Annotated in this window: 35 protein-coding genes and 1 pseudogene; 6 read left to right on the forward strand and 30 right to left on the reverse strand. The window is 42.9% G+C overall.

Annotation, left to right across the window (positions count from 1 at the left end; genetic code table 11):
* Window positions 1-59 precede the first annotated feature (59 nt).
* Complete coding sequence (locus DCO44_RS11235) at window positions 60-1,232, forward strand: acyl-CoA dehydrogenase family protein (RefSeq protein WP_116761938.1); 1,173 nt, start codon at window positions 60-62, stop codon at window positions 1,230-1,232.
* Window positions 1,233-1,286: 54 nt separating this feature from the next.
* On the opposite strand, the gene DCO44_RS11240 is transcribed toward DCO44_RS11235, so the two are convergent.
* From DCO44_RS11240 to DCO44_RS11385, 30 genes and pseudogenes are all read right to left on the reverse strand, one after another.
* Entirely contained in the window at window positions 1,287-2,777 is a 1,491-nt protein-coding gene (locus DCO44_RS11240; RefSeq protein WP_116761940.1) for a flavin-containing monooxygenase, read from the reverse strand.
* A gap of 195 nt (window positions 2,778-2,972) precedes the next feature.
* Window positions 2,973-3,338, reverse strand: coding sequence for a 50S ribosomal protein L17 (gene rplQ, locus DCO44_RS11245; protein WP_116761942.1), 366 nt, complete (start codon window positions 3,336-3,338; stop codon window positions 2,973-2,975).
* An 18-nt stretch (window positions 3,339-3,356) separates the two neighbouring features.
* Window positions 3,357-4,364: a DNA-directed RNA polymerase subunit alpha gene (locus DCO44_RS11250; protein ID WP_116761944.1), complete on the reverse strand. Its 1,008-nt coding sequence runs from the start codon at window positions 4,362-4,364 to the stop codon at window positions 3,357-3,359.
* 17 nt (window positions 4,365-4,381) lie between these two features.
* Window positions 4,382-5,005: a 30S ribosomal protein S4 gene (gene rpsD / locus DCO44_RS11255; protein WP_016168587.1), complete on the reverse strand. Its 624-nt coding sequence runs from the start codon at window positions 5,003-5,005 to the stop codon at window positions 4,382-4,384.
* Window positions 5,006-5,017: 12 nt separating this feature from the next.
* The gene (gene rpsK / locus DCO44_RS11260) at window positions 5,018-5,404 is read right to left on the reverse strand and encodes a 30S ribosomal protein S11 (protein ID WP_004281491.1); all 387 of its coding nucleotides are present in this window, start codon (window positions 5,402-5,404) and stop codon (window positions 5,018-5,020) included.
* Window positions 5,405-5,423: 19 nt separating this feature from the next.
* Window positions 5,424-5,780, reverse strand: coding sequence for a 30S ribosomal protein S13 (gene rpsM, locus DCO44_RS11265; RefSeq protein ID WP_016168588.1), 357 nt, complete (start codon window positions 5,778-5,780; stop codon window positions 5,424-5,426).
* A 107-nt stretch (window positions 5,781-5,887) separates the two neighbouring features.
* Complete coding sequence (gene rpmJ, locus DCO44_RS11270) at window positions 5,888-6,004, reverse strand: 50S ribosomal protein L36 (protein WP_000867907.1); 117 nt, start codon at window positions 6,002-6,004, stop codon at window positions 5,888-5,890.
* Window positions 6,005-6,024: 20 nt separating this feature from the next.
* A complete protein-coding gene (secY, locus tag DCO44_RS11275) occupies window positions 6,025-7,344 on the reverse strand; it encodes a preprotein translocase subunit SecY (RefSeq protein ID WP_171304975.1) in 1,320 nt (439 codons plus the stop codon).
* Window positions 7,345-7,389: 45 nt separating this feature from the next.
* On the reverse strand, window positions 7,390-7,830 hold the full coding sequence (gene rplO / locus DCO44_RS11280; protein ID WP_016168590.1) for a 50S ribosomal protein L15: 441 nt from the start codon (window positions 7,828-7,830) through the stop codon (window positions 7,390-7,392).
* A gap of 3 nt (window positions 7,831-7,833) precedes the next feature.
* Window positions 7,834-8,010 (reverse strand): 50S ribosomal protein L30, encoded by a 177-nt coding sequence (gene rpmD / locus DCO44_RS11285; protein ID WP_000849088.1) that lies wholly within the window; start codon window positions 8,008-8,010, stop codon window positions 7,834-7,836.
* 6 nt (window positions 8,011-8,016) lie between these two features.
* Window positions 8,017-8,514 carry a 30S ribosomal protein S5 gene (rpsE, locus tag DCO44_RS11290; RefSeq protein ID WP_004657688.1) on the reverse strand — a complete coding sequence of 166 codons (498 nt, stop codon included), beginning with the start codon at window positions 8,512-8,514 and terminating at the stop codon, window positions 8,017-8,019.
* A gap of 2 nt (window positions 8,515-8,516) precedes the next feature.
* Complete coding sequence (gene rplR, locus DCO44_RS11295; protein ID WP_016168591.1) at window positions 8,517-8,867, reverse strand: 50S ribosomal protein L18; 351 nt, start codon at window positions 8,865-8,867, stop codon at window positions 8,517-8,519.
* Window positions 8,868-8,881: 14 nt separating this feature from the next.
* Window positions 8,882-9,415 carry a 50S ribosomal protein L6 gene (gene rplF / locus DCO44_RS11300; RefSeq protein WP_116761948.1) on the reverse strand — a complete coding sequence of 178 codons (534 nt, stop codon included), beginning with the start codon at window positions 9,413-9,415 and terminating at the stop codon, window positions 8,882-8,884.
* 13 nt (window positions 9,416-9,428) lie between these two features.
* Window positions 9,429-9,824: a 30S ribosomal protein S8 gene (gene rpsH / locus DCO44_RS11305; RefSeq protein ID WP_116761950.1), complete on the reverse strand. Its 396-nt coding sequence runs from the start codon at window positions 9,822-9,824 to the stop codon at window positions 9,429-9,431.
* Between the two features lie 13 nt (window positions 9,825-9,837).
* Complete coding sequence (gene rpsN / locus DCO44_RS11310) at window positions 9,838-10,143, reverse strand: 30S ribosomal protein S14 (protein WP_004754234.1); 306 nt, start codon at window positions 10,141-10,143, stop codon at window positions 9,838-9,840.
* 9 nt (window positions 10,144-10,152) lie between these two features.
* Complete coding sequence (gene rplE, locus DCO44_RS11315) at window positions 10,153-10,689, reverse strand: 50S ribosomal protein L5 (RefSeq protein ID WP_116761952.1); 537 nt, start codon at window positions 10,687-10,689, stop codon at window positions 10,153-10,155.
* Window positions 10,690-10,704: 15 nt separating this feature from the next.
* Complete coding sequence (rplX, locus tag DCO44_RS11320) at window positions 10,705-11,022, reverse strand: 50S ribosomal protein L24 (RefSeq protein WP_116761954.1); 318 nt, start codon at window positions 11,020-11,022, stop codon at window positions 10,705-10,707.
* A 9-nt stretch (window positions 11,023-11,031) separates the two neighbouring features.
* Entirely contained in the window at window positions 11,032-11,400 is a 369-nt protein-coding gene (gene rplN / locus DCO44_RS11325; RefSeq protein ID WP_001982634.1) for a 50S ribosomal protein L14, read from the reverse strand.
* Between the two features lie 89 nt (window positions 11,401-11,489).
* Complete coding sequence (gene rpsQ / locus DCO44_RS11330; RefSeq protein WP_016168596.1) at window positions 11,490-11,747, reverse strand: 30S ribosomal protein S17; 258 nt, start codon at window positions 11,745-11,747, stop codon at window positions 11,490-11,492.
* Window positions 11,744-11,941: a 50S ribosomal protein L29 gene (rpmC, locus tag DCO44_RS11335; protein ID WP_004650482.1), complete on the reverse strand. Its 198-nt coding sequence runs from the start codon at window positions 11,939-11,941 to the stop codon at window positions 11,744-11,746. The genes rpsQ and rpmC overlap by 4 nt, the downstream gene beginning before the upstream one ends.
* A complete protein-coding gene (rplP, locus tag DCO44_RS11340; protein ID WP_016168597.1) occupies window positions 11,941-12,354 on the reverse strand; it encodes a 50S ribosomal protein L16 in 414 nt (137 codons plus the stop codon). The genes rpmC and rplP overlap by 1 nt, the downstream gene beginning before the upstream one ends.
* Window positions 12,294-13,113 (reverse strand): annotated as a pseudogene (gene rpsC, locus DCO44_RS11345) (30S ribosomal protein S3). The gene rplP and the pseudogene rpsC overlap by 61 nt, the downstream one beginning before the upstream one ends.
* Before the next feature lies 1 nt (window position 13,114).
* Complete coding sequence (gene rplV, locus DCO44_RS11350; RefSeq protein ID WP_004691320.1) at window positions 13,115-13,444, reverse strand: 50S ribosomal protein L22; 330 nt, start codon at window positions 13,442-13,444, stop codon at window positions 13,115-13,117.
* A gap of 9 nt (window positions 13,445-13,453) precedes the next feature.
* Window positions 13,454-13,729, reverse strand: a complete 276-nt coding sequence (gene rpsS / locus DCO44_RS11355; protein WP_116761958.1) for a 30S ribosomal protein S19 — start codon at window positions 13,727-13,729, stop codon at window positions 13,454-13,456.
* A gap of 13 nt (window positions 13,730-13,742) precedes the next feature.
* Window positions 13,743-14,567, reverse strand: coding sequence for a 50S ribosomal protein L2 (gene rplB, locus DCO44_RS11360; RefSeq protein ID WP_116761960.1), 825 nt, complete (start codon window positions 14,565-14,567; stop codon window positions 13,743-13,745).
* Between the two features lie 11 nt (window positions 14,568-14,578).
* On the reverse strand, window positions 14,579-14,899 hold the full coding sequence (rplW, locus tag DCO44_RS11365; RefSeq protein ID WP_116761962.1) for a 50S ribosomal protein L23: 321 nt from the start codon (window positions 14,897-14,899) through the stop codon (window positions 14,579-14,581).
* A complete protein-coding gene (gene rplD, locus DCO44_RS11370; RefSeq protein WP_016168601.1) occupies window positions 14,896-15,498 on the reverse strand; it encodes a 50S ribosomal protein L4 in 603 nt (200 codons plus the stop codon). Before rplD ends, rplW begins: the two co-directional genes overlap by 4 nt.
* 11 nt (window positions 15,499-15,509) lie before the next feature.
* The gene (gene rplC, locus DCO44_RS11375; RefSeq protein WP_116761964.1) at window positions 15,510-16,148 is read right to left on the reverse strand and encodes a 50S ribosomal protein L3; all 639 of its coding nucleotides are present in this window, start codon (window positions 16,146-16,148) and stop codon (window positions 15,510-15,512) included.
* 59 nt (window positions 16,149-16,207) lie between these two features.
* A complete protein-coding gene (gene rpsJ / locus DCO44_RS11380; RefSeq protein WP_000070912.1) occupies window positions 16,208-16,519 on the reverse strand; it encodes a 30S ribosomal protein S10 in 312 nt (103 codons plus the stop codon).
* A gap of 260 nt (window positions 16,520-16,779) precedes the next feature.
* Entirely contained in the window at window positions 16,780-17,514 is a 735-nt protein-coding gene (locus DCO44_RS11385) for a type 1 glutamine amidotransferase (RefSeq protein WP_116761966.1), read from the reverse strand.
* Between the two features lie 158 nt (window positions 17,515-17,672).
* Here DCO44_RS11385 and DCO44_RS11390 point away from each other — a divergent pair, with 158 nt between their 5' ends.
* The 5 genes from DCO44_RS11390 to yihA all read left to right on the forward strand — a co-directional run bounded on the left by DCO44_RS11390 (window position 17,673) and on the right by yihA (window position 23,335).
* Window positions 17,673-18,860 (forward strand): PLP-dependent transferase, encoded by a 1,188-nt coding sequence (locus tag DCO44_RS11390; protein WP_228157546.1) that lies wholly within the window; start codon window positions 17,673-17,675, stop codon window positions 18,858-18,860.
* A 19-nt stretch (window positions 18,861-18,879) separates the two neighbouring features.
* Window positions 18,880-20,430, forward strand: coding sequence for a helicase HerA-like domain-containing protein (locus DCO44_RS11395; protein WP_116761970.1), 1,551 nt, complete (start codon window positions 18,880-18,882; stop codon window positions 20,428-20,430).
* Between the two features lie 210 nt (window positions 20,431-20,640).
* Window positions 20,641-21,849 (forward strand): NO-inducible flavohemoprotein, encoded by a 1,209-nt coding sequence (gene hmpA / locus DCO44_RS11400; RefSeq protein WP_116761972.1) that lies wholly within the window; start codon window positions 20,641-20,643, stop codon window positions 21,847-21,849.
* 85 nt (window positions 21,850-21,934) lie between these two features.
* Window positions 21,935-22,381 (forward strand): RrF2 family transcriptional regulator, encoded by a 447-nt coding sequence (locus DCO44_RS11405; protein ID WP_116761974.1) that lies wholly within the window; start codon window positions 21,935-21,937, stop codon window positions 22,379-22,381.
* Window positions 22,382-22,468: 87 nt separating this feature from the next.
* Window positions 22,469-23,335, forward strand: coding sequence for a ribosome biogenesis GTP-binding protein YihA/YsxC (yihA, locus tag DCO44_RS11410; RefSeq protein WP_116761976.1), 867 nt, complete (start codon window positions 22,469-22,471; stop codon window positions 23,333-23,335).
* Window positions 23,336-23,406: the final 71 nt, after the last annotated feature.

Below are 23,406 nucleotides of genomic sequence, written 5' to 3' on the forward strand. Positions count from 1 at the left end.
AAGTCACCACAGATCTTTTAAGTTCAACCTCACAATGATAATTAATGGACATCATAATCATGCAATCTGGAGCTATTCGCCCACTGACCCACATGTTACCAAGACAACTGTTCAATTCGGAACACGAAGCATTCCGTGACATGGTGCGCAAGTTTTATACTCAAGAGGTTGTACCAAATACTGAAAAATATGAACAACAACAACATGTTGATCGAGATTTATGGAATAAAGCCGGTCAACTGGGCCTACTCTGTGCCACCATGCCCGAAGCTTATGGTGGTTCTGGTGTTGATCGTCTATACAGCATGATCCTGATTGAAGAACAAGCCTATGCAATGGACTCCGCAACAGGATTCTCTCTGCATTCTGATATTGTTGCCAATTACGTAAACAACTTTGGTAATGAAGCACAAAAGCAGCACTGGTTACCCAAAATGGCATCAGGTGAAGTGATCACTGCCATTGCAATGACCGAACCCAGCACAGGTTCAGACCTACAAGCCATCAAGACGACTGCCGTCCTCGAGGGGGATGAATATGTTATTAATGGTTCCAAAATTTTTATCACCAATGGTTATCTCTGTGATATGGCCATTGTGGTCTGTAAAACAGGACACAGCGACAAAGGTTCTGCCAATCTCTCACTCATTATGGTCGAAGCCAACCGTGTCGGTTTCAGCAAAGGCAAACCACTGAATAAAATCGGCATGAAAGGTCAAGACACCTGCGAGTTGTTCTTTGATGACGTGCGTGTACCTAAGCAAAATCTACTTGGAGCCGAGGGAATGGGCTTTATGATGCTGATGAAAGAATTGGCATGGGAGCGCATGCTAGTGGCAATTATCTGCCAAGCTGGTGCCGAGGCAGCATTTGCACATACCGTACAATACACGAAAGAACGTCAAGCTTTTGGCAAGCACATTTCTGATTTTCAAAATACTCGCTTTAAGTTAGCTGAACTCCGCACCGAAATTGATTTTTGTCGTGTTTATCTTGATCGCTGTATGCAACTACAACTTGCAGAGCAATTAGCTGTCGATGCCGCAGCAGCAGCCAAATACAAAATCTCAGAAATGTTTTCTAAAGTGGTCGATGAATGCTTACAACTGCATGGTGGTTACGGCTACATGCTGGAGTATCCAATTGCGCGCGCATATATCGATAACCGTGCCAATCGCATTTATGCAGGCACCAATGAAATTATGAAAGAACTCATTTCACGTACCTTATAAAATCTAAGAATCATAAAAAAGGAGCTTAATGCTCCTTTTTCATTACTTCTTAGCTCAAGAAACCAATTTAGGCTTGCGTTGATCATGCGGTAATGCTTTCTTAAACTTTAATACAGCATCTTCAAAGGTTGCATGTTTCAATGCCTTACGATCAGCCAAATAATTATTGGTGACTTTCCATGGTGCATGCTTGCCTTGTTTTGGCATCACATTGGCAGCGCGGGCAATATAACCTGACGTTAAACTTCCCATCACCGTGTCTTCCAACAGTTCAGTTGGATCACTTTGCGGAATCACCTGTACATAACCTTTTTGATCCATATAGTTAATCAAACGACAAATATAGTCAGCCGCAATATCCACCTTTAATGTCCATGACGCATTAATATAACCAATAATCATCGCCATATTCGGGACATCACTCACCATCACACCTTGATAAAGCATATGCTTTGAGGTATCAATAGGCTGACCATCTAAAGTTGCCTTTAAGCCCCCTAAAATTTGAATATCTAGGCCTGTCGCTGAAATAATAATATCAGCGTCGAGATGTTTACCTGACTTTAACAAGACGCCTGTTTCTGTGAATCGTTCAATTAAATCTGTCTCTACACTGGCTTGACCAGAGCGTAAAATTTTAAACAGATCACCATCAGGCACCACACATAAACGCTGATCCCAAGGATTATAACTTGGGGTAAAGTGTTTCATATCCACTTTACCTTTCAATTGTAACTCAATTGATTTTAATAGGAATTTACGCAAGAGTTTCGGTTGCTTTTGTGCCAATGCATAGATACCACGTTGCATCCCGATATTACGTGCACGGGTCAGTTTATATGCAAGATCTTCAGGTAAAATTTTACGCATTTTATCGTAAATAAAATCCATCGAAGGAACCGAAGCAATATAAGTCGGTGAACGTTGCAACATGGTCACATGTGCTGCCCCACCTTTTGCCATAGCGGGCACTAAAGTAATCGCGGTAGCGCCACTACCAATGATAAGCACCTTTTTCCCACGATAATCTAAATTTTCTGGCCACTGCTGCGGATGGATAAACTCGCCTTTAAATTCTGGCTGATTCGGGAATTTAGGTTGATAACCATGATCATAATTATAATAACCCGTACAGCCTAGAATAAAGTTTGCTACCCAAGTCTGTTTCTTTTGCTTATGATCTTCAATTTCCACCACCCATTTTTGAATAGTCGAATCATAATTCGCAGAAACGACATTGTGTTTAAAATGAATTTTAGAAGCAAGTTGATATTCTTCTACAACTTCCGTTAAATAACCTTTGATTGCCGCGCCATCCGCCAATACACTTGATTGCTGCCATGGCTTGAAATTATAACCAAAGGTGGACATATCTGAATCCGAACGAATCCCAGGATATTTAAACAAATCCCATGTGCCACCAATACTCTCTCTACGCTCGATAATTTCATAAGAACGATTTGGATTATTCTTAGATAAATGTGCAGCTAAACCAATCCCTGAAATACCTGCTCCAATAATCAATATATCAATTTGCTTTTCCATGTTGTTTTTATAACCTGACTGATAATTCTATTTTATTAAAACACAAATTTGACAATGATCAATGTCAAGTTGAGTAAATTCAGATAAAAATCATGTCATTTCAGGACAAAAGTAAATATTGTCAAACAAAAGACAATAAAAAAGGTCGGTTAAAAACCGACCTTTTTTTAAGAACAACTGAGTTATCCTGCGAAATTAGTTAACTTCGCGATCTACTAGTTCAACGTAAGCCATCGGTGCAGCATCACCCGCACGGAAGCCCGCTTTAAGAACACGTAGATAACCGCCGTTACGCTCTTTGTAACGAGGGCCAAGAATGGTAAATAATTTACCAACAGTTGCTGCTGAACGAGTACGAGCAAACGCCAAACGACGGTTTGCAACAGTATCGTTTTTAGCTAAAGTGATTAAAGGCTCAGCTACACGACGTAACTCTTTTGCTTTAGGCACAGTTGTTTTGATCAACTCGTGCTCAAACAAAGAGTTAGCCATGTTTTGAAACATCGCTTTACGATGACTGCTTGTACGGCCTAATTTCACACCACTATTACGATGACGCATGGTGATAGTCCTACTTAATTAACGGCTACGATAGGCGAAACGATCGTCCATACGGAGACTAGCTGGTGGCCAGTTCTCTAAACGCATGCCGAGCTGTAAGCCCTTAGAAGCCAGAACATCTTTGATCTCAGTAAGCGATTTCTTACCAAGGTTAGGAGTTTTAAGTAACTCAACCTCAGTACGCTGTACAAGATCACCAATGTAGTAAATATTTTCTGCTTTTAAACAATTCGCAGAACGAACAGTAAGCTCTAGATCATCTACTGGACGAAGCAAAATTGGATCAACTTCTTCACGAGGTTCTTGAGCAACAGGAGCTTGATCTTTCTGAAGGTCAACAAAAATTGCAATTTGTTGTTGCAAAATTGTCGCCGCTTTGCGGATTGCTTCTTCAGGATCAACTGTACCGTTGGTTTCAAGATCAATGATCAGTTTATCAAGATCAGTACGTTGTTCTACACGCGCATTTTCTACGATGTAAGACACACGTTTGATTGGGCTATAAGATGCATCTAACTGTAAACGACCCACTGGGCGAGTTTCGCCTTCTGGGAAACGTGAGTCAGAAGTCTCATAACCACGACCTTGAGCAACTTTCAGGCGCATTTTTAATGAGCCTGAAGCACTTAAAGTACCGATCAAATGTTCAGGGTTAACCACTTCAACATTATGAGGTAAACGAAGGTCAGCGGCAGTAACGTCACCAGGACCTTGTTTCTCTAATGTCAAATAAGCTTCATTTTGATCGAACAGCTTAATAGACAATCCTTTTAGGTTCAGCAAGAGCTCGACGATGTCCTGCTGCAAGCCTTCCAAAGTACTGTACTCGTGCTCAACACCTTCAATTTCAACTTCAACCACAGCAGCGCCAGGTAAAGAAGAAAGAAGGATGCGACGTAAAGCATTGCCCAGAGTATGACCAAAGCCACGCTCTAAGGGTTCTAGAATAACTTTTGCCGAGGTCCCGCTAACCGCTTCGACCTTGATCGCTTGCGGAGTTAGAAACTCATTTGCAGTACGCGTCATTATTGCTACCTCAAGGATTATTTAGAATACAATTCTACAATCAAGCTTTCGTTGATTTCAGCAGGTAAATCAGAACGATCTGGTGCAGCTTTAAATGTACCTTCCAACTTAGAATGATCAATTTCCATCCAAGAAGGAATACCACGTTGAGCAGCTAATTCAACTGCATTTTTAATACGCAATTGTTGCTTAGCACCTTCGTGAACTGCAATCACGTCACCAGCTTTAACTTGGATAGACGCAATGTTAACACGACGACCATTTAAAGTGATAGAACGGTGAGATACAAGCTGACGAGCTTCTGCACGTGTAGAACCAAAACCCATGCGATAAACAACGTTATCTAGGCGGCTTTCAAGCAATTTCAACAAGTTTTCACCTGTTGCGCCTTTAACACGAGCAGCTTCTTTATAGTAGTTACTAAATTGACGCTCTAAAACACCGTACATACGACGTACTTTTTGTTTTTCACGTAATTGTAGTGAATACTCAGATTGTTTTGCACGGCTTTGACCATGTTGGCCAGGAGCTTTAGCATGTTTTTTAGTCTTAACGTCAAATGGTTTAACGCCAGATTTTAATTGCAGGTCTGTCCCTTCGCGGCGAGAGAGTTTGCATTTTGGACCAATATAACGAGCCATGAATGTTTCTCCTTACACGCGACGTTTTTTAGGTGGACGGCAACCGTTGTGCGGGATTGGCGTCACATCGGTAATGCTGTTAATTTTATAACCCACTGCACCTAAAGCACGAACCGCAGATTCACGACCAGGACCAGGACCTTTTACAAGGACGTCCAAGTTTTTCAAACCGTAATCTAAAGCAGCTTTACCAGCAACTTCAGCAGCTACCTGAGCAGCAAACGGAGTTGATTTACGTGATCCACGGAAGCCTTGTCCACCTGAAGTAGCCCAAGCCAATGCATTACCTTGACGATCAGTGATCGTTACAATGGTGTTATTAAAAGAAGCGTGAATGTGTGCAACACCTTCAGAGACGGTACGAGTGACCTTCTTGCGTGCGCGAGTATCTTTAGCCATCTTTTAGCTTCCAGAAATCTTATTTCTTAATAGGTTTGCGCGGACCTTTACGGGTACGTGCGTTAGTTTTGGTGCGTTGTCCGCGGACAGGCAAGCTGCGACGATGACGAAGACCGCGGTAGCAGCCTAAATCCATTAAACGTTTAATGTTCATGGAAATTTCGCGACGTAAATCACCTTCGGTCGGAACCTTAGTAACTTCTGCACGAATCGCATCAAGCTGAGCATCATCTAATTCACGAATCTTAGTCGTTGGAGCGATACCTACAGCAGCTAAGATGTTCTTAGCAGTGTGGCGACCAATACCAAAGATATACGTGAGAGAGATAACAGCATGCTTGTTATCCGGAATGTTTACACCGGCAATACGAGCCATTCAATTTTCTCCAAAAAGGCAGTAGAGATAATCAACCGCCCCACAAAAATCTTGAGGGGCGGATAATAACCTAATTAGCCTACTGAAATCAACAGGTCTTGATCAGATTAACCTTGACGCTGCTTATGACGAGGTTCTGCGCTGCAAATTACGCGAATAACCCCATTACGACGGATAACTTTACAGCTACCACAAATTTTCTTTACAGAAGCTTGTACTTTCATGATGAAACCTCTAAGTGCGCTTATCCCTTCGGATGAGCAGTCGTTTTTCTCATTAACTTTTGATTATCATATTGATGAGATGTGAGATGTGCTTGCAATTGCGCCATGAAATCCATAACAACAACGACTACGATCAGCAAAGATGTACCACCCAGATAGAATGGAATACCAAAAGAACTTTGCAAAATCATTGGCATTAAACACACAATCGTAATATAAATCGCACCAATAAACGTCAAACGATTGAGAATATGATCTAAATAACGAGCAGTTTGCTCACCTGGGCGAATACCAGGCACATAAGCTCCGCTGCGTTTTAAGTTTTCCGATACTTCTTTCGGGCTAAATACGAGCGCCGTATAAAAATAACAGAAAAAGATAATTAACGCACCAAAGAGCACCAAATACAACGGCTGTCCAGGCGACAATAAAAGAGCCAAATCTTGAAGACTACGTTTGATTATTCCTGCACTCGGATCTGAGCTTCCCACCCACTGCCCCAAACTCGCTGGGAACAAGAGTAAAGAGCTTGCAAAGATCGCTGGAATTACACCTGCCATATTAATTTTTAATGGCAAATGTGTCTGCTGTGCAGTAAATACACGACGACCTTGTTGTTTTTGAGCATAGTTTACTGGAATACGACGCTGCGCTTTCTCAATAAACACAATTGCTGCCAAAACACCTAGAGACAATAAGCCAAAAATAACCAAGCCAATCAGACTTGTTTGACCATTATCTACTGATGAGATTGATTGCATAATTAAATTCGGCAATCCAGCAACAATACCCGCGAAAATGATCATGGAAATACCATTACCCACTCCGCGTTCGGTAATTTGTTCACCCAACCACATTAAGAACATAGTACCTGCAACCAATGAGGTTACAGCAGGAACATAAAAGGCTAAACCAGCTGACAAGGTAATCCCTTGACTGATCAAACCTGCACACATTCCAGTTGCTTGGACTAAAGCTAAAAGCAACGTACCTTGACGTGTATATTGATTAATCTTGCGCTTCCCTTGCTCTCCCTCTTTTTTCAAAGCTTCGAGTGATGGAATCACAGTCGACATTAACTGCACAATAATTGATGCAGAAATATACGGCATAATCCCCAAGGCAAGAATTGACATTCTTTCTAAGGCACCACCTGAAAACATATTAAACAAACCAAGGATTGTGCCCTGGTTTGCATTAAAAAGGTTTTCAAGTGCAGCATTATTAATGCCCGGTACTGGAATATGCGCTCCTAGTCGAAAAACCAACAATGCACCGAAGAGAAACATCATTCGGCGAATAATTTCACGATATTTCACGTAAAACGGTTGGCCTTTCATCATGTGAACATGACCTGAAGAACTAGGAGACATAGACACTCGCGATTACTCCTCGACTTTGCCGCCAGCAGCTTCAACAGCAGCTTTAGCGCCTTTAGTCAATGCAACACCTTGTACAGTGAATGCACGAGTAATTTCACCAGAAAGTACGATACGAGCACGAAGCATATCTTTACGTACAACATTCGCCGCTTTTAAAGTTTCAAGTGAAACAATATCACCTTCAACTTTAGCAAGCTCTGATAAACGTACTTCAGCAGTTTTTAAAGCGATTTGGCTAGTGAAACCGAATTTAGGTAAACGACGATATAACGCAGTTTGACCGCCTTCAAAGCCTGGACGAGTACCACCACTTTTACGTGAGTTTTGACCTTTGATACCACGACCACCAGTCTTACCAACGCCAGAGCCAATACCACGACCTAGACGAAGATTATCACGCTTCGCACCTTCTGCAGGTGCAAGTTCATTTAAACGCAGAGTCATGGCTTATTCCTCTACACTAACCATATAGTAGACTTTGTTGATCATACCGCGGTTAGAAGGCGTATCTTGCACTTCTACAGTATGACCAATACGACGCAGACCTAAACCTTGTAAACAAAGCTTGTGATTTTTCAAGCGATGAGAAGAGGATTTAGTCTGGGTAACTTTAATCGTTTTCATGATTGATTACCCTTGAATTTGTTCTACAGAAAGACCACGTTTAGCAGCTACTTTCTCTGGAGAAGTCATATCACGCAAACCTTTGAAAGTTGCGTTTACAACGTTCGCAGCATTTGTAGAACCGTAACATTTAGCAAGTACGTTATGTACGCCTGCAGCTTCAAGAACGGCACGCATAGCGCCACCAGCAATTACGCCAGTACCTTCAGAAGCAGGTTGCATGTACACACGGCTTGCACCATGACGTGCATTCACAGGGTGTTGTAAAGTAGTACCAGCAAGGTCTACAGTAATCATGTTACGACGTGCAGCTTCAAGTGCTTTAGAAATCGCAGCTGGAACTTCACGCGCTTTACCACGACCAAAACCTACACGACCGTTACCATCGCCCACAACAGTTAGTGCTGTGAAAGAGAAGATACGACCACCCTTAACAACTTTGGCTACACGATCAACGGCAACCAGCTTTTCAACAAGACCTTCGTTTTGTTCAACTTTAGCCATGATTAGAACTCCAAGCCGTTTTCACGAGCAGCATCAGCCAAGGCTTTGATACGACCATGATATTTAAAACCAGAACGGTCAAATGCAACTTTAGTAATACCAGCTGCTTTAGCACGTTCTGCGATTAAAGCACCTACTTTAGTCGCTGCTTCAATATTACCAGTTGCACCAGCACGTAAAGTAGCATCTAAAGTTGAAGCTTGCGCTAAAACTTTGCCACCATCTGCTGAGATAACTTGAGCATAGATGTGACGCGGAGTGCGGTTTACACACAAACGAGTCGCACCCAATGCACGAATGTGCAAGCGTGTGCTTTTCGCACGACGCAAACGGGATTGTTTCTTTTCGTTCATAAGAACCTCGCGCCTTATTTCTTCTTAGCTTCTTTACGAAGTACAACTTCATCAGAATAACGAACACCTTTACCTTTATAAGGCTCTGGCGGACGGTAACCACGGATATCTGCAGCAACTTGACCTAAACGTGCTTTATCAGCAGATTTAAGGACAATTTCAGTTGCAGTAGGAGTTTCAGCAGTTACACCTTCAGGAAGCGTATAGTCGATCGGGTGAGAGAAACCAAGGTTAAGGTTAACAATGTTACCCTTAACCGCAGCTTTGTAACCAACACCGATAAGTTGCAACTTACGTTCAAAGCCTTCACTAACACCTTTTACAAGGTTGTTAAGAACAGCGCGAGCAGTACCAGCTTGCATCCAAGCGTCTTTCGACTCAGCTTTTGGAGCAACAGCTACAATACCGTCTTCCTGTTTAAGCTCGACCAGCGCATGCAGGTTGAAAGACAATGTACCTTTACTGCCTTTCACTTCGACCTGCCGGCCGTTCTGAGTAACTGTAACACCGTTAGGCACAGTTACTGGGGCTTTAGCCACACGAGACATGAGGAATCACCTATTAAGAAACAAAAGCAACAACTTCACCACCAACGCCTGCAGCACGTGCAGCGCGATCAGTCATGATGCCTTTGCTTGTAGAAACAATTGCAATACCTAAACCTTGCTTAACGCTCGGAAGTGCATCTTTACCGCGATACTGACGTAGACCAGGACGGCTTACGCGTTTCACAGTTTCGATAACTGGTTTGCCTTCGAAATATTTTAAAGTGATGGTCAAAGTAGCTTTGCCTTCAACTTCAGCAACTTCTACATTTGAAACATAACCTTCTTGTTGAAGTACGTTTGCAATTGCAACCTTCAACTTAGAATTAGGCATAGAAACAGATTGTTTCTTTGCCATTTGTGCGTTACGAACACGAGTTAACATGTCGGCAACGGTATCTTGCATACTCATTTCTAGTCGCTCCTTACCAGCTTGCCTTAACAACGCCCGGTACATCACCTTGCATTACTGTGTCACGTAATTTGTTACGGCTTAAACCGAACTTACGGAAGTAACCATGAGGACGACCAGTTAAACCACAACGGTTACGAAGACGTACTGGAGATGCATTACGTGGTAATGCTTGTAACTTCATCATCGCTTCGAAACGCTCTTCGTCACTTGCATTTACATTTGCAATCGTAGCTTTTAATTCAGCACGTTTTGCAGCAAATTTAGCAACTGTCTTTTCGCGTTTCAATTCGCGATTAATCATACCTTTCTTAGCCATATCGACCTCTTATTTGAACGGGAAGCCGAATGCACGCATAAGCGCACGGCCTTCGTCATCGGTGCGAGCAGTCGTAGTAACGGTAATATCCATACCACGAATACGATCAATCTTATCAAAATCGATCTCAGGGAACATGATTTGTTCTTTAAGACCCATAGAGTAGTTACCACGACCATCAAATGATTTCGCAGAGAAACCACGGAAGTCACGGATACGAGGGATCGCAATCGAGATCAAACGGTCTAAGAATTCGTACATACGTTCGCCGCGTAAAGTAACTTTACAGCCGATCGGCCAACCATCACGGATTTTGAAACCAGCGATTGATTTGCGAGCTAACGTAAGCACTGGTTTTTGACCAGCAATTGCTTGCATATCAGCAAGAGCACCATCAAGGAGTTTTTTGTCAGCAGCTGCTGCGCCAACACCCATATTGATCGTGATTTTAGTAATGCGAGGGATATCCATCACATTTTTAACGCCTAAAGTCTCTTGTAACTGAGCTTTAAGTTCGTCATTGTAACGCGTTTTAAGTCTGGCCATTGCCTTCTCAACCTATTACTTCGCTACCGCCACTGATTCACCATTTGATTTGTAAACGCGAGTTTTCACGCCTTCAGTCACTTGGTAACCAACACGGTCAGCCTTTTGGGTTGTAGCATTAAAAATTGCCACGTTAGAAATATGAAGCGAAGCTTCTTGTGTAACAATAGCGCCTTCAGCACCTGTTGCACGGTTCGGCTTTTGATGCTTCTTAACCAAGTTAAGGCCTTCAACCATAACACGGTCATTAGAAACAGACAGAACAGTACCCTGTTTGCCTTTTTCTTTACCTGCGATCACAATTACTTGATCGCCTTTTTTAATCTTAGCCATGAGTGCCTCTTATAGAACTTCAGGAGCCAATGAAATGATTTTCATGAACTGTTCAGTACGAAGTTCACGAGTCACTGGTCCGAAAATACGAGTTGCAATCGGCGCTTTGTTGTTGTTCAAAATAACAGCTGCGTTATCGTCGAAACGAATCACTGAACCATCTGGACGACGGATGCCGAATTTTGTACGTACAACCACAGCATTCATCACGTCACCTTTTTTAACACGTGCGCGAGGAATAGCTTCTTTTACAGTAACTTTAATAATATCGCCAACTGAAGCATAACGACGATGCGAACCACCAAGTACTTTAATACATTGTACGCGGCGAGCACCACTGTTGTCTGCTACGTCGAGCATAGTTTCGGTTTGAATCATTGCCCTACTCCAAAACCGTGCATCACCGGTCGCAATTTCGAAAGGCTCAAAGAGTACTCGAAATTGACCGATGATGCAAGAACGTTTAATTACTCAGCAGCAGCTTCAACAACTTCAACTAAAGTCCAAGACTTAGTTTTAGAAATTGGGCGGCTTTCTTTGATTGTCACAACGTCGCCTAATTTAGCAGTGTTGTTCTCATCATGAGCATGTAATTTAGTTGAACGGCGGATTGATTTGCCATACAACGGGTGTTGAACACGACGTTCGATAAGCACAACAATAGACTTGTCCATTTTGTCGCTTACTACTTTGCCAGTTAACGTGCGGACTGTTTTTTCACTCATTGTCCGTTCCCCTGTTTTTCGGTAAGGAGGGTCTTAATACGAGCAATAGTTTTACGAGTAAGCGCAACTTCGTGCGATTTACCCAATTGACCAGTTGCTTTAGCCATACGAAGACGGAATTGGTTAAGCTGTTGCTCATCAAGCAAAGCTGTCAACTCTTCTACCGATTTTTCACGTAGATCTTTAGTTTTCATTACATTACCGTCCGAGTCACGATAGTGGTTTTAAACGGAAGCTTAGCAGCAGCAAGCGTAAATGCTTCACGCGCCAATTCTTCGTTCACACCTTCCATTTCGTACAGGATCTTACCTGGTTTGATTTCACAAACCCAGTACTCCACATTACCTTTACCGTTACCCATACGAACTTCTAATGGCTTTTCAGTAATTGGTTTGTCTGGGAATACACGAATAAAGATCTTACCACCACGCTTAACACGACGGCTAATGGTACGACGCGCAGCTTCAATTTGACGTGAAGTCATACGACCACGTTCAGTTGCTTTAAGCGCGATTGAACCAAATGATACTGTACTACCACGGTGCGCTAGACCAGTGTTACGGCCTTTTTGCACTTTACGGAATTTGGTACGTTTAGGTAGCAACATGGATTATTCTCCCTTGTCAGCAGCACGGTCATTACGACGTCCACGACGTTGCTCTTGACCTTCACCACGACCACGACCGCGTTTAGCTGGACGTTCTTCAGCTGGAGCTGGGTTCATGACTTGTTTCATGCCACCCAAGATCTCACCACGGAAGATCCACACTTTAACACCAATCGTACCGTAAGTCGTTTCAGCACGCATAGTTGAGTAGTCGATGTCCGCACGAAGTGTATGCAAAGGCACACGACCTTCACGATACCATTCTGTACGAGCAATCTCTGCACCACCTAAACGGCCAGAAACTTCAACTTTGATACCTTTAGCACCAGCACGCATCGTGTTTTGAACCGCACGCTTCATAGCACGACGGAACATAACACGCTTTTCTAATTGAGAAGCAATTGCTTCAGCAACTAAACGAGCGTCTAAGTCTGGGCGATCGATTTCGTTGATGCTTACTTGCGCTGGAATACCCATAATTTGAGTAAGTTCACGCTGTAATTTCTCAATGTCTTCGCCTTTTTTACCGATCACGATACCAGGACGTGCAGTGCTAATCGTTACTTTAGCAGCGCCCGTAGGACGTTCGATAAGAATATTGCTGATCATTGCATTCTTAAGTTTTTTAGTTAAAAACTCACGAACTTGAAGATCTTTAAGCAAATATTCAGCGTATTGTTTCGGACTCGCATACCAGTTGGCGTTATGACGTTTTACAACACCAAGGCGGATACCGATTGGATGAACCTTCTGACCCATATCAAACCCCTACCTTAACGGTAATGTGACAAGTACGCTTAGTAATACGATCTGCACGACCTTTAGCACGTGGCATAATACGTTTAAGGCTAGTGCCTTCATCAACGTAAATCGTAGTTACCTTAAGGTCGTCTACATCTAAACTGTTATTGTGTTCAGCGTTTGCAATTGCAGATTCCAATGCTTTTTTAACCAAAACTGCAGCTTTTTTGTTGCTGAAGTTAAGAATATTAAGCGCGTGAGCAACAGATTTGCCACGGATTAGGTCTGCAACCAAACGAGTTTTTTGTGCCGAGATAGCGGCACCGCGTAATTTAGCAGTAACTTCCATCATAGCACCTTAACGTTTAGATTTCTTGTCAACACCGTGACCGCGATAGGTACGAGTTGGCGCGAATTCACCAAGTTTGTGACCAACCATATGTTCAGATACGATTACTGGAACATGGTTACGGCCATTATGTACAGAGATTGTTAAACCAACAAAATCCGGGAGGATCATCGAACGACGTGACCAAGTCTTGATCGGCTTACGATTGTTAGCAGCAACAGCAGCTTCAACCTTAGCGAACAAGTGCGCATCGACGAATGGACCTTTTTTCAATGAACGAGGCATTAGTCAGATTCCTTTACTTGACGCGACGATCGCGAATAATCATCTTAGTCGTACGCTTGTTGGTACGTGTCTTGTACCCTTTAGCTTTTTGACCCCATGGGCTTACAGGTTGAATACCTTTGTTACGCCCTTCACCACCACCGTGTGGGTGATCTACTGGGTTCATCGCCATACCACGAACGGTAGGACGAACGCCACGCCAGCGTGCTGCACCTGCTTTACCAAGTGAGCGAAGGTTGCTTTCTTGGTTAGAAACTTCACCAAGAACTGCACGGCACTCAACGTGAATTTTACGCATTTCACCAGAACGTAAACGAACGATGGCGTAAGAACCGTCACGACCCAACAACTGAACTGAAGTACCAGCAGAACGAGCTAATTGCGCGCCTTTACCGATTTTAAGTTCGATGTTGTGAAGAGTAGAACCGATTGGCATGTTGCGAAGCGGTAAGCAGTTACCTGGACGAATTGGAGCATCGTTACCAGATTGAACTTTATCGCCAGCGCGAAGGCCTTTAGGCGCGATGATGTAGCGACGCTCACCATCAGCATACAATACAAGTGCAATGTGTGCTGTACGGTTAGGATCGTATTCAATACGCTCTACAGTCGCAGGAATGCCATCTTTGTTACGTTTAAAGTCAACAAGACGGTAGTGCTGCTTGTGACCGCCACCAACGTGACGAGTCGTGATGTGACCGTTGTTGTTACGACCACCAGTACGTTTTTTAGCTTCAACCAACGGAGCATAAGGCGCGCCTTTGTGAAGATGGTCGTGAACGACTTTCTCTACAAAGCGACGTCCAGGAGACGTTGGCTTACATTTTTGAATTGGCATAATTCTCGTCCTTATTCCGCTGTGCTTTCAGCGGTATCGCCCAAGTCAGCCATTTCAACATCTTGGCCAGCTTTCAGGGTGACGTATGCTTTTTTAACATCAGAACGGCGTCCTAATGTTTTACCAAAGCGTTTAGACTTACCTTTAGTGATCGTTGTGTTAACTTTAACAACCTGAACACCAAAGAGTTGTTCAACTGCTTTTTTGATTTCAAGTTTATTTGCATCAAGTGCAACTTTAAAAACTTGAACACCAGCAGTCTCACCTAAAACTTGTGCTTTTTCTGAGAATACAGGTCCTTGTAGGACTTGATAGATACGTTCGTTGTTCATCCGAGTTCTACCTCAATTTTCTTAGCAGCAGCAACAGACATAACAACTTTATCGAACGCAATCAAGCTAACAGGATCGATTGCAGTAGCATCAACCACATCAACGTGTGGAATGTTGCGCGCTGCTAAATATAGATTCTCATCTACAGCATCAGTAACGATCAATGCGCGAGTAGCATTCAAGTCGTTAAGTTTCGCAAGCAATTCTTTAGTTTTTGGAGCTGCAACAGCAATCTCTTCAACCAATACAAGACGATCTTGGCGAACGAGTTCAGCTAAGATACATTGCATTGCACCGCGATACATTTTGCGGTTAACTTTTTGAGACCAATCTTGTGGACGAGCAGCAAAAGTTTTACCACCACCAACCCAGATTGGGCTACGAATAGAACCGGCACGAGCGCGACCAGTACCTTTTTGACGGAATGGCTTTTTACCACCGCCAGATACGTCAGCACGTGATTTCTGAGCTTTCGAACCTTGACGACCACCAGCTAAGTAAGCTGTAACAACTTGGTGTACAAGTGCTTCGTTAAATTCACGACCGAAAGCAACTTCAGATAATTCAACAGCAGAGCCGGAAACAGTTTTTAAATTCACGTTATTTCCCCTCAGGCCTTGATCGTAGGACGAACGGTAACGTCGCCACCAGTAGCACCAGGAATCGCACCTTTAACAACTAGAACTGAACGTTCTGTGTCGATAGCAACGATCTCAAGACCCTGTGTAGTTACGCGTTCAGCACCTAAATGGCCAGCCATTTTTTTGCCTTTGAATACGCGACCAGGAGTCTGGTTTTGACCAGTAGAACCTAAAACACGGTGAGAAAGTGAGTTACCGTGAGTAGCATCTTGGGTACGGAAGTTCCAACGCTTAACACCACCTTGGAAACCTTTACCTTTAGACGTACCAGTAACGTCAACGATTTGACCAACTGTGAACAAATCAACAGTTAGAACACCACCAACTTCACGACCTTCAAGATCAGCTTCTGTAGCGCGGAATTCTTGAACTAGACGACCAGCAGCAACACCCGCTTTCGCAAAGTGACCTTTCTGAGCGTTAGTTACGCGAGATTCGCGACGTTCACCAGTAGTGATTTGAATCGCTTGATAACCATCAGTTTCAAGCGTTTTGATTTGAGTGATGCGGTTAGGATCAACCTCAATCACTGTTACAGGCACAGAAACACCAGCATCTGTAAAGATACGGGTCATACCGCACTTGCGACCGACTAAACCAATAGCCATGTGCATAACCTCTAAAAAAGCGGCCTAATTAACTTAAAAGCGTTAATTAACCGAAAGTCTTAACCCAAAGCGATCTGAACATCAACACCAGCAGCAAGATCTAACTTCATCAATGCATCAACAGTTTTATCTGTAGGTTGAACGATGTCGATCAAACGTTTGTAAGTGCGGATCTCATATTGGTCACGCGCATCTTTGTTAACGTGTGGTGATGTTAAAACGTTAAAACGCTCGATACGAGTAGGCATCGGGATTGGACCACAAACTTGTGCGCCAGTACGTTTTGCTGTTTCTACGATCTCTTGAGCAGATTGATCAATTAAACGGTGATCAAAAGACTTCAAACGGATACGAATTCTCTGGTTAGACATACCAGTTAACTCCAAGCCAAATATATAAAGAATCACCCTTGACGCATCTCACCCCACTAAATAAGGTAAGTGTCAAGAGCAGTGAAATATCACTAAGGTCATGATCGATGCCACGACTGTCACGATGTTAACTACTTTCTTCGCAGTTAACCCCCTTTCATTAAAGGGTCGCCCATTATAGCCATTGTTTAACGCTTAAGCAAATCCATTTTCCTTTTTTTTCAAATTCCCATGATTTTCCATTGTTTACTATTTAACCGTTACGCTGTTTTTTGCAAGACATACTCAATGGCTTGATTGAGCAACTGATTCCCTTGTAAAAAATGTGCTTTCTGCGAATGTTTCAATTCACTTTCAGTTTGCACAAAGGCACCTGAAAAGTGAGCCAGTTCATCATCATTTTCTAAAAATAAACTCAGTGTTTCTGGCGTGATTTCGGGATGAAACTGAAAGCCCAATACATTCTTTCCAATCTGGTACATTTGATTGCGACATACATCATTTTCTGCCAAATGAATCGCGCCTTTCGGAATTTCAAAGGTCTCACTGTGCCACTGCATGACATTAAAATGCTCAGGCAACTCAAAACAATCTTGGGGTACATGTTGTACTTTACGTACCGTCGTCCAACCCAGTTCCTGCATGCCACTCTTACTGACCGCAGCACCCAAAGCATTCGCGATCAATTGCCCACCCAAGCACAGACCAATAGCAGGTTTACCCAATGCCAAATAACGTCTGAGCCAGCGCTTTTCGATTTTTAACCATGGATAATTTACTTCATCATTTACACTCATGGTTCCTCCCATGATGATGAGAAGATCTACTTCTTCAATTTGCGGTAAAGCCTCAATTTCCAGAGGTAAATCCACAGGTAAGGCAAAAAATTCTGTGGCTGTAATTTGTGCCTGATGCGCTTTTAAAAACTCATAACAACTACCGAACCCTTCACCAGCAATATGCTGAAAATAATGTACTTTTAAATGCGACTTCATGCGCTGTAACCTATTGTTGTAGCTTTGCTTAGATTTAGCAAAATTGAAGCCAACTTTTGATTTGGTTGCTTGTTTTTACAGTTCTTCCTAATTCGGTAGCGAAAATTGACATATTCTCTTAATCTAGGTTCCATCCTACGCTTTACATGAGTCACATCTTGAACAAGAAACCTCAAACTGCGCTAATTCATGCACCAAGAAAAGCACCACAGTATATTTCCAGCGTTCAACCTCCCTTGTTTCGTGCATCCACCATTATCTTTGAGAATACCGATGCACTATTTAATCGCCACTGGACTGACCCGTATGACTATAGTTATGGTACACATGGCACACCAACGACATTTACCCTCGCAGACCAGATTGCTCAAATTGAAGGTGGGGAATATTGTTTATTGGCACCCAGTGGACTTTCTGCAATTAATTTAGTCAATTCCGCTTTACTCGCGCAAGGTGATGAAGTCTGGGTACCCGATAATGTCTATGGTCCTAATATGGAGCATCTGCGCAATCTGGAAAAACGCTACGGCATTCAAGTGCGAGTTTACAATCCTATAGATGTTACAAGTTTTACCCCATCCCACCATGCCAAACTTCTTTGGCTCGAAGCCGCAGGATCCGTCACCTTAGAATTCCCTGATTTAGTCGGCTTGGTTCAAAAAGCGCAAGCTCAACAGATTTTGACCGTATTGGATAATACTTGGGGGGCAGGCCTAGCCTTTAATCCTTTTGATTTTGCCGATGAGCACTTAGCCGTAGATGTCAGTGTACATGCCTTGACCAAATATCCGAGTGGTGGTGGTGATATTTTGATGGGCTCTGTGGTGACACGCAATCAGCAACTACATCATCAATTATTCCGTATGCATGCCATACAAGGTATTGCCGTTTCTGGCGATGACACCGCCCAGATTCAGCGTAGCTTGGCTCACATGTCCATACGTTACGAACAACAAGCGAAATCAGCCTTAAAACTACTCGAATGGTTAAAACAACAACCGCAATTTAGTCAAGTCTTACATCCGAGTGATCCTGATGCTGCAGGGCATGCACACTGGAAACAAGTCTGCCTAACAGGCAAAAGTGCAGGCTTGGTGAGTGTGATTTTTAAACCCGAATATGACTTAAAAGCAGTGCGTGAATTTTGTGATCATCTGAATTTATTTAAGCTCGGATTTAGCTGGGGTGGCCCAATCAGCTTGGTCATGCTGTATGAACTCAACCACATGCGTTCACTGAAAAATACACATTTACAACAAGGTTTATTGGTCCGTTTTTGTATAGGACTAGAAGATGCTGACGATTTAGTCCAAGATATTCAAAACGCATTAAAACAGCTCGAATAAATTCTAAAATAGGTGAAAAATGAGTACACCAATTGTCATTGCAAAAAAAACCACGGATACAACACAAGCTATTGTTTTACATTCTCAATTTGCCAATCGACATGGTTTAATTGCGGGTGCAACGGGAACTGGTAAAACTGTAACCCTAAAGGTATTGGCCGAAAGTTTTTCACGTATTGGTGTACCCGTTTTTCTTGCCGATGCCAAGGGCGATGTTTCTAGTCTAGCTCAAGCCGGCAGTAGCAATCCAAAATTTGATGAACGCATTAAAAACCTAGGAATTGATTCCATTCCCTTTGCTGCCTCGCCTATGGTTTTCTGGGATTTATTTGGTGAGCAAGGACATCCGATTCGCAGCACGGTTTCCGAAATTGGACCACTTTTACTGGCACAAATGTTGAATTTAAACGACACACAGGAAGGGGTTTTATCGGCAGTTTTTCGGATTGCAGATGATCAGGGGCTACTGCTGATTGACTTTAAAGATTTAAAAGCCATGCTCGGTTATGTCAGCGAACATGCCGCAGACTTTAAAGCTGAATACGGCAATCTCTCCCCTGCCAGTCTAGGGGCCATTCAACGCAACTTACTGGCACTGGCCGATCAGGGAGGAGATCAGTTTTTTGGTGAACCTAGTTTGAATATTCTTGATTTTATTCAAACCGATGCCGATGGTCGAGGCTATATCAATTTGCTTGCAGCAGATAAATTGATGAATACCCCGAAGCTGTATGCCACTTTTCTTCTCTGGATGCTCTCTGAGTTATTCGAGCAGTTACCTGAAGTTGGCGACATGGATAAACCGAAACTGGTGTTCTTCTTTGATGAAGCTCATTTACTTTTTGACAATGCCAGTGCTGCACTGCAAGAAAAAATTGAACAAGTGGTGCGCTTAATTCGATCCAAAGGCGTCGGGATTTATTTTGTGACCCAGAATCCACTGGATTTACCTGAAACCGTATTAGGACAACTAGGAAATCGGGTACAACATGCATTACGTGCCTTTACCCCTAAAGATCAAAAAGCAGTTAAATCCGCAGCCACAACTTTTCGTGCCAATCCTGAATTTGATGTCGAGCAAGCCATTACCGAACTGGGCGTTGGTGAAGCGCTAATCAGTTGCCTCGATGAACAAGGCATACCACAAATTGTCGAGCGTGGCTGGGTCATGCCTCCCTACTCTGCTTTTAGCCCAATTTCACCCGAAATCCGCAAAGCATTAATGAACAAAAGTATCGTGGCAGGCATATATGAACAAAGTGTAGACCGCGACAGTGCTTACGAGCGCTTACAGCAAAAAGTGGTTGAACGCCAACAGCAAGCTCAAGCAGATATCCTTGCGAAAGAACAAGCTAAACAACAAGAAATCCTTGCCAAACAACAGGCCAAAGAACAAGAACGTATAGCGCGAGAACAACAAAAAGAAGCCGATCGTGCTGCCAAGCAGCGGGAAAAACTTACTGAAGATATTGTGGGAACTTTTGCCAAAAGTGCTGCCCGCAGTTTAGGCGGCTCTACAGGGCAAAAAATTGTGCGTGGTTTACTTGGCTCTTTATTTGGTGGGAAATAGCGTTCCAAGGTGCAGCGCTACCGACATATCAAGATACCCATACCGACCTTAGATTTTCCATCATGTCTATCATCTTTTTTTCGCCAAAAACCTTTAGACTATTTATTCCATAAAAATAATAGGGTTTTGTGTTAAAAATAGATTGCAATTAAAATATTAAATATGTATTTTAAATACATCTTATAAATAACAGCCAAGTGAGATCACATCATGACTCCGCAGCAAATTGAACTTGTAAAAGCCACTGTCCCTGTTCTTCGTGAAAATGGCGTTGCATTAACCGGCTATTTTTATAACCGCATGTTAGGGAATAACCCTGAATTAAAAGAAACCTTTAATATGGGACACCAACGTAGCGGCGCTCAAGCACAAGCACTTGCGGGTGCCGTATTGGCTTATGCAGAAAATATTGAAGACCCTTCCGTTCTTTTGCCTGTGGTTGAATTAATCGCACACAAACATGTCAGCCTGAATATTCAAGCCCCTGACTACAATATTGTGGGCGAAAACTTGCTCCATTCCATCAGTGAAGTCCTTAACATCTCAATGGAAGATCCATTAATTGATGCGTGGGCAGCGGCTTATGGGCAGTTGGCAGATCTATTTATTAGCACTGAAAAAGCCATTTATAATCTGCATCAACAAACACAAGGCAGTTGGTTAGGCTGGCGTAATTTTAAAATTGCCAAGAAAGTGGTAGAAAGTGATGAAATTACCTCTTTCTATCTCGCGCCTGTCGACGGTGGTGCATTACCCAAATATGAAGCAGGTCAATATATTTCAGTTCGCGTATTTGTCGAAGAGTTAGGTTTAAAACAACCTCGCCAATACACTTTATCGACCAGCCCGCAAGCCGACTATTTACGCATTTCGGTAAAACGTGAAGATGAGAAAGGTGATTTAGCGGGTGGTTGGGTATCAAGCACACTGCATGGTTTGGCTGAAGGTGCTGAAATTGAAGTCTCTGCACCAACAGGTAACTTCTATCTGATTGATAGCAGCAAACGCAATGTCTTTATCAGTGGTGGCGTGGGCTTAACCCCAATGATTGCCATGCTTAATCAATTGGTTACACTGGATATGCCACAACCGGTCAGTTTTATTCATGCTTGTCGCAGCAGCCAAGTCCATGCCATGAAACAACATATTCATGAGCAGAAATCAAAATTTCCTCGCCTAACGACATTTACCGCCTACGAATTCCCACATGAAGGCGATGTATTAGGTGATGATTATGATGTGGCTGGGCGCTTAGACTTGGGCACAGTGGATGCAGCATTGTTACCAAAAAATGCCGATTACTACCTATGTGGTCCAATGCCATTTATGGCAGAACAGCATAAAGCCCTCGTCGCTCGCGGCATTAAACCTGAACAAATTCATAGTGAAGCATTTGGTACAGGTGGGGTTCGCATCTAAACCTGCTCTCGCATGCGTACCGTATAAGGCTAGTCTATGTTAGACTAGCCTTATCTATTCATCTCAAAAAAAGATGAGCACAATCATGCAACTAAATAAATTTACCGATTATGCCCTACGCATACTCATGTATATTTCACGACCACGAGACAATGCTTACACCATTGCTGAAATTGCAGCAGACCTTCAGGTATCACAAAACCATTTGGTTAAAATTGTGCACTTTATGGGCAAGCAAAACTGGTTGATCACCACCCGTGGTAAAGGCGGCGGTATACGGCTAAACCCCGATGCGGTCCACCTTAAAGTCGGTGACGCAGTCAGAACCCTACAAGGTGAAAATCAGATTGTGGAATGCAACAATCCTCCGTGTGTACTTAGAAGTCATTGCGGTCTAAAGAGTATTTTAGATCAAGCACTCGATCAATTTTATCAGCATTTAAACCAATACACCTTAGGTGAAGTACTTGCGCGCTCAAATGCTAAAAAGACCAAGACCATTACAAATGGCATTGAACTACTCAACCTATAACATTTTCAAGTTACAAGAGGAAAATTCGCGTGCGTGGGCGACTTCCTTTATACTAGGCACTTGAAAATAAGTGAATGAAGTTGAGTTATGCACCACAGCAGAGGAAAATCAAAAAACAGTAAAATCGCGCAGGCGCCTAAGCAAAAGATCAGCTACGAGAAAAAGCTTGATCCTGTGATTACTGAATATGCTGTACGCGCACTCAACTGGCTACGTAAAGCCGCTTTTTTAATGAGTGCACCCAAGCTCGATATCTGTGTAGAAGATACCGGTTACGAAATTGCTTTTGCTGGACGCTCCAATGCGGGTAAATCCAGTGCAATTAATGCGTTAACCAATCAAAAGCAGTTGGCACGCGCCTCGAAAAAACCAGGGCGTACCCAAATGATCAACTTCTTTAGTTTGGGTAATCCAGATCAACGTCTGGTCGATTTACCAGGCTATGGATATGCAGCCGTTCCTGAAGCCATGAAAATTGTGTGGCAAAAAGAGCTTGAAAATTATCTGATTCATCGTCAAAGCCTACAAGGCTTGGTATTGTTGATGGATATCCGCCATCCTCTACAACATTTTGATGTGATGATGCTGGAATGGGCTTACTCACGTAAACTGTTTGTGCATGTGTTGTTGACCAAATCAGATAAAATGAACCGTGGTCCTGCCAACCAAGCCTTATTAGACGTCAAACAACAATTGAAGAAAATGAAACTCGATTTCTCGATTCAATTGTTCTCCTCATTAAACAAACAAGGTTTAGAAGAGCTTGCCAGTGTTATGGGTGGTCGTCTGAATTTCACCCTTGAACAATCTGCCGAGTTTGACCTAGCGCTTATTCCTGAAGCGGAAGCAGATGATTTAGCCGAAGACAGCATTGAAGAAGATGATGAGAGCGAAGCTTTTGATGCCGAGGAAATTGAAGTAGATACCCCTGAGCAAGCACCGAAACCAGATTAAGTGCTATTCAACCCAATCAATTCTTCATGAATTGACATTGAAATGTCCCGCATTGCTAAACATATTGCGGG

The sequence above is a fragment of the Acinetobacter sp. AM genome (genome assembly GCF_003105055.1).
Lineage (GTDB): Bacteria > Pseudomonadota > Gammaproteobacteria > Pseudomonadales > Moraxellaceae > Acinetobacter > Acinetobacter tibetensis.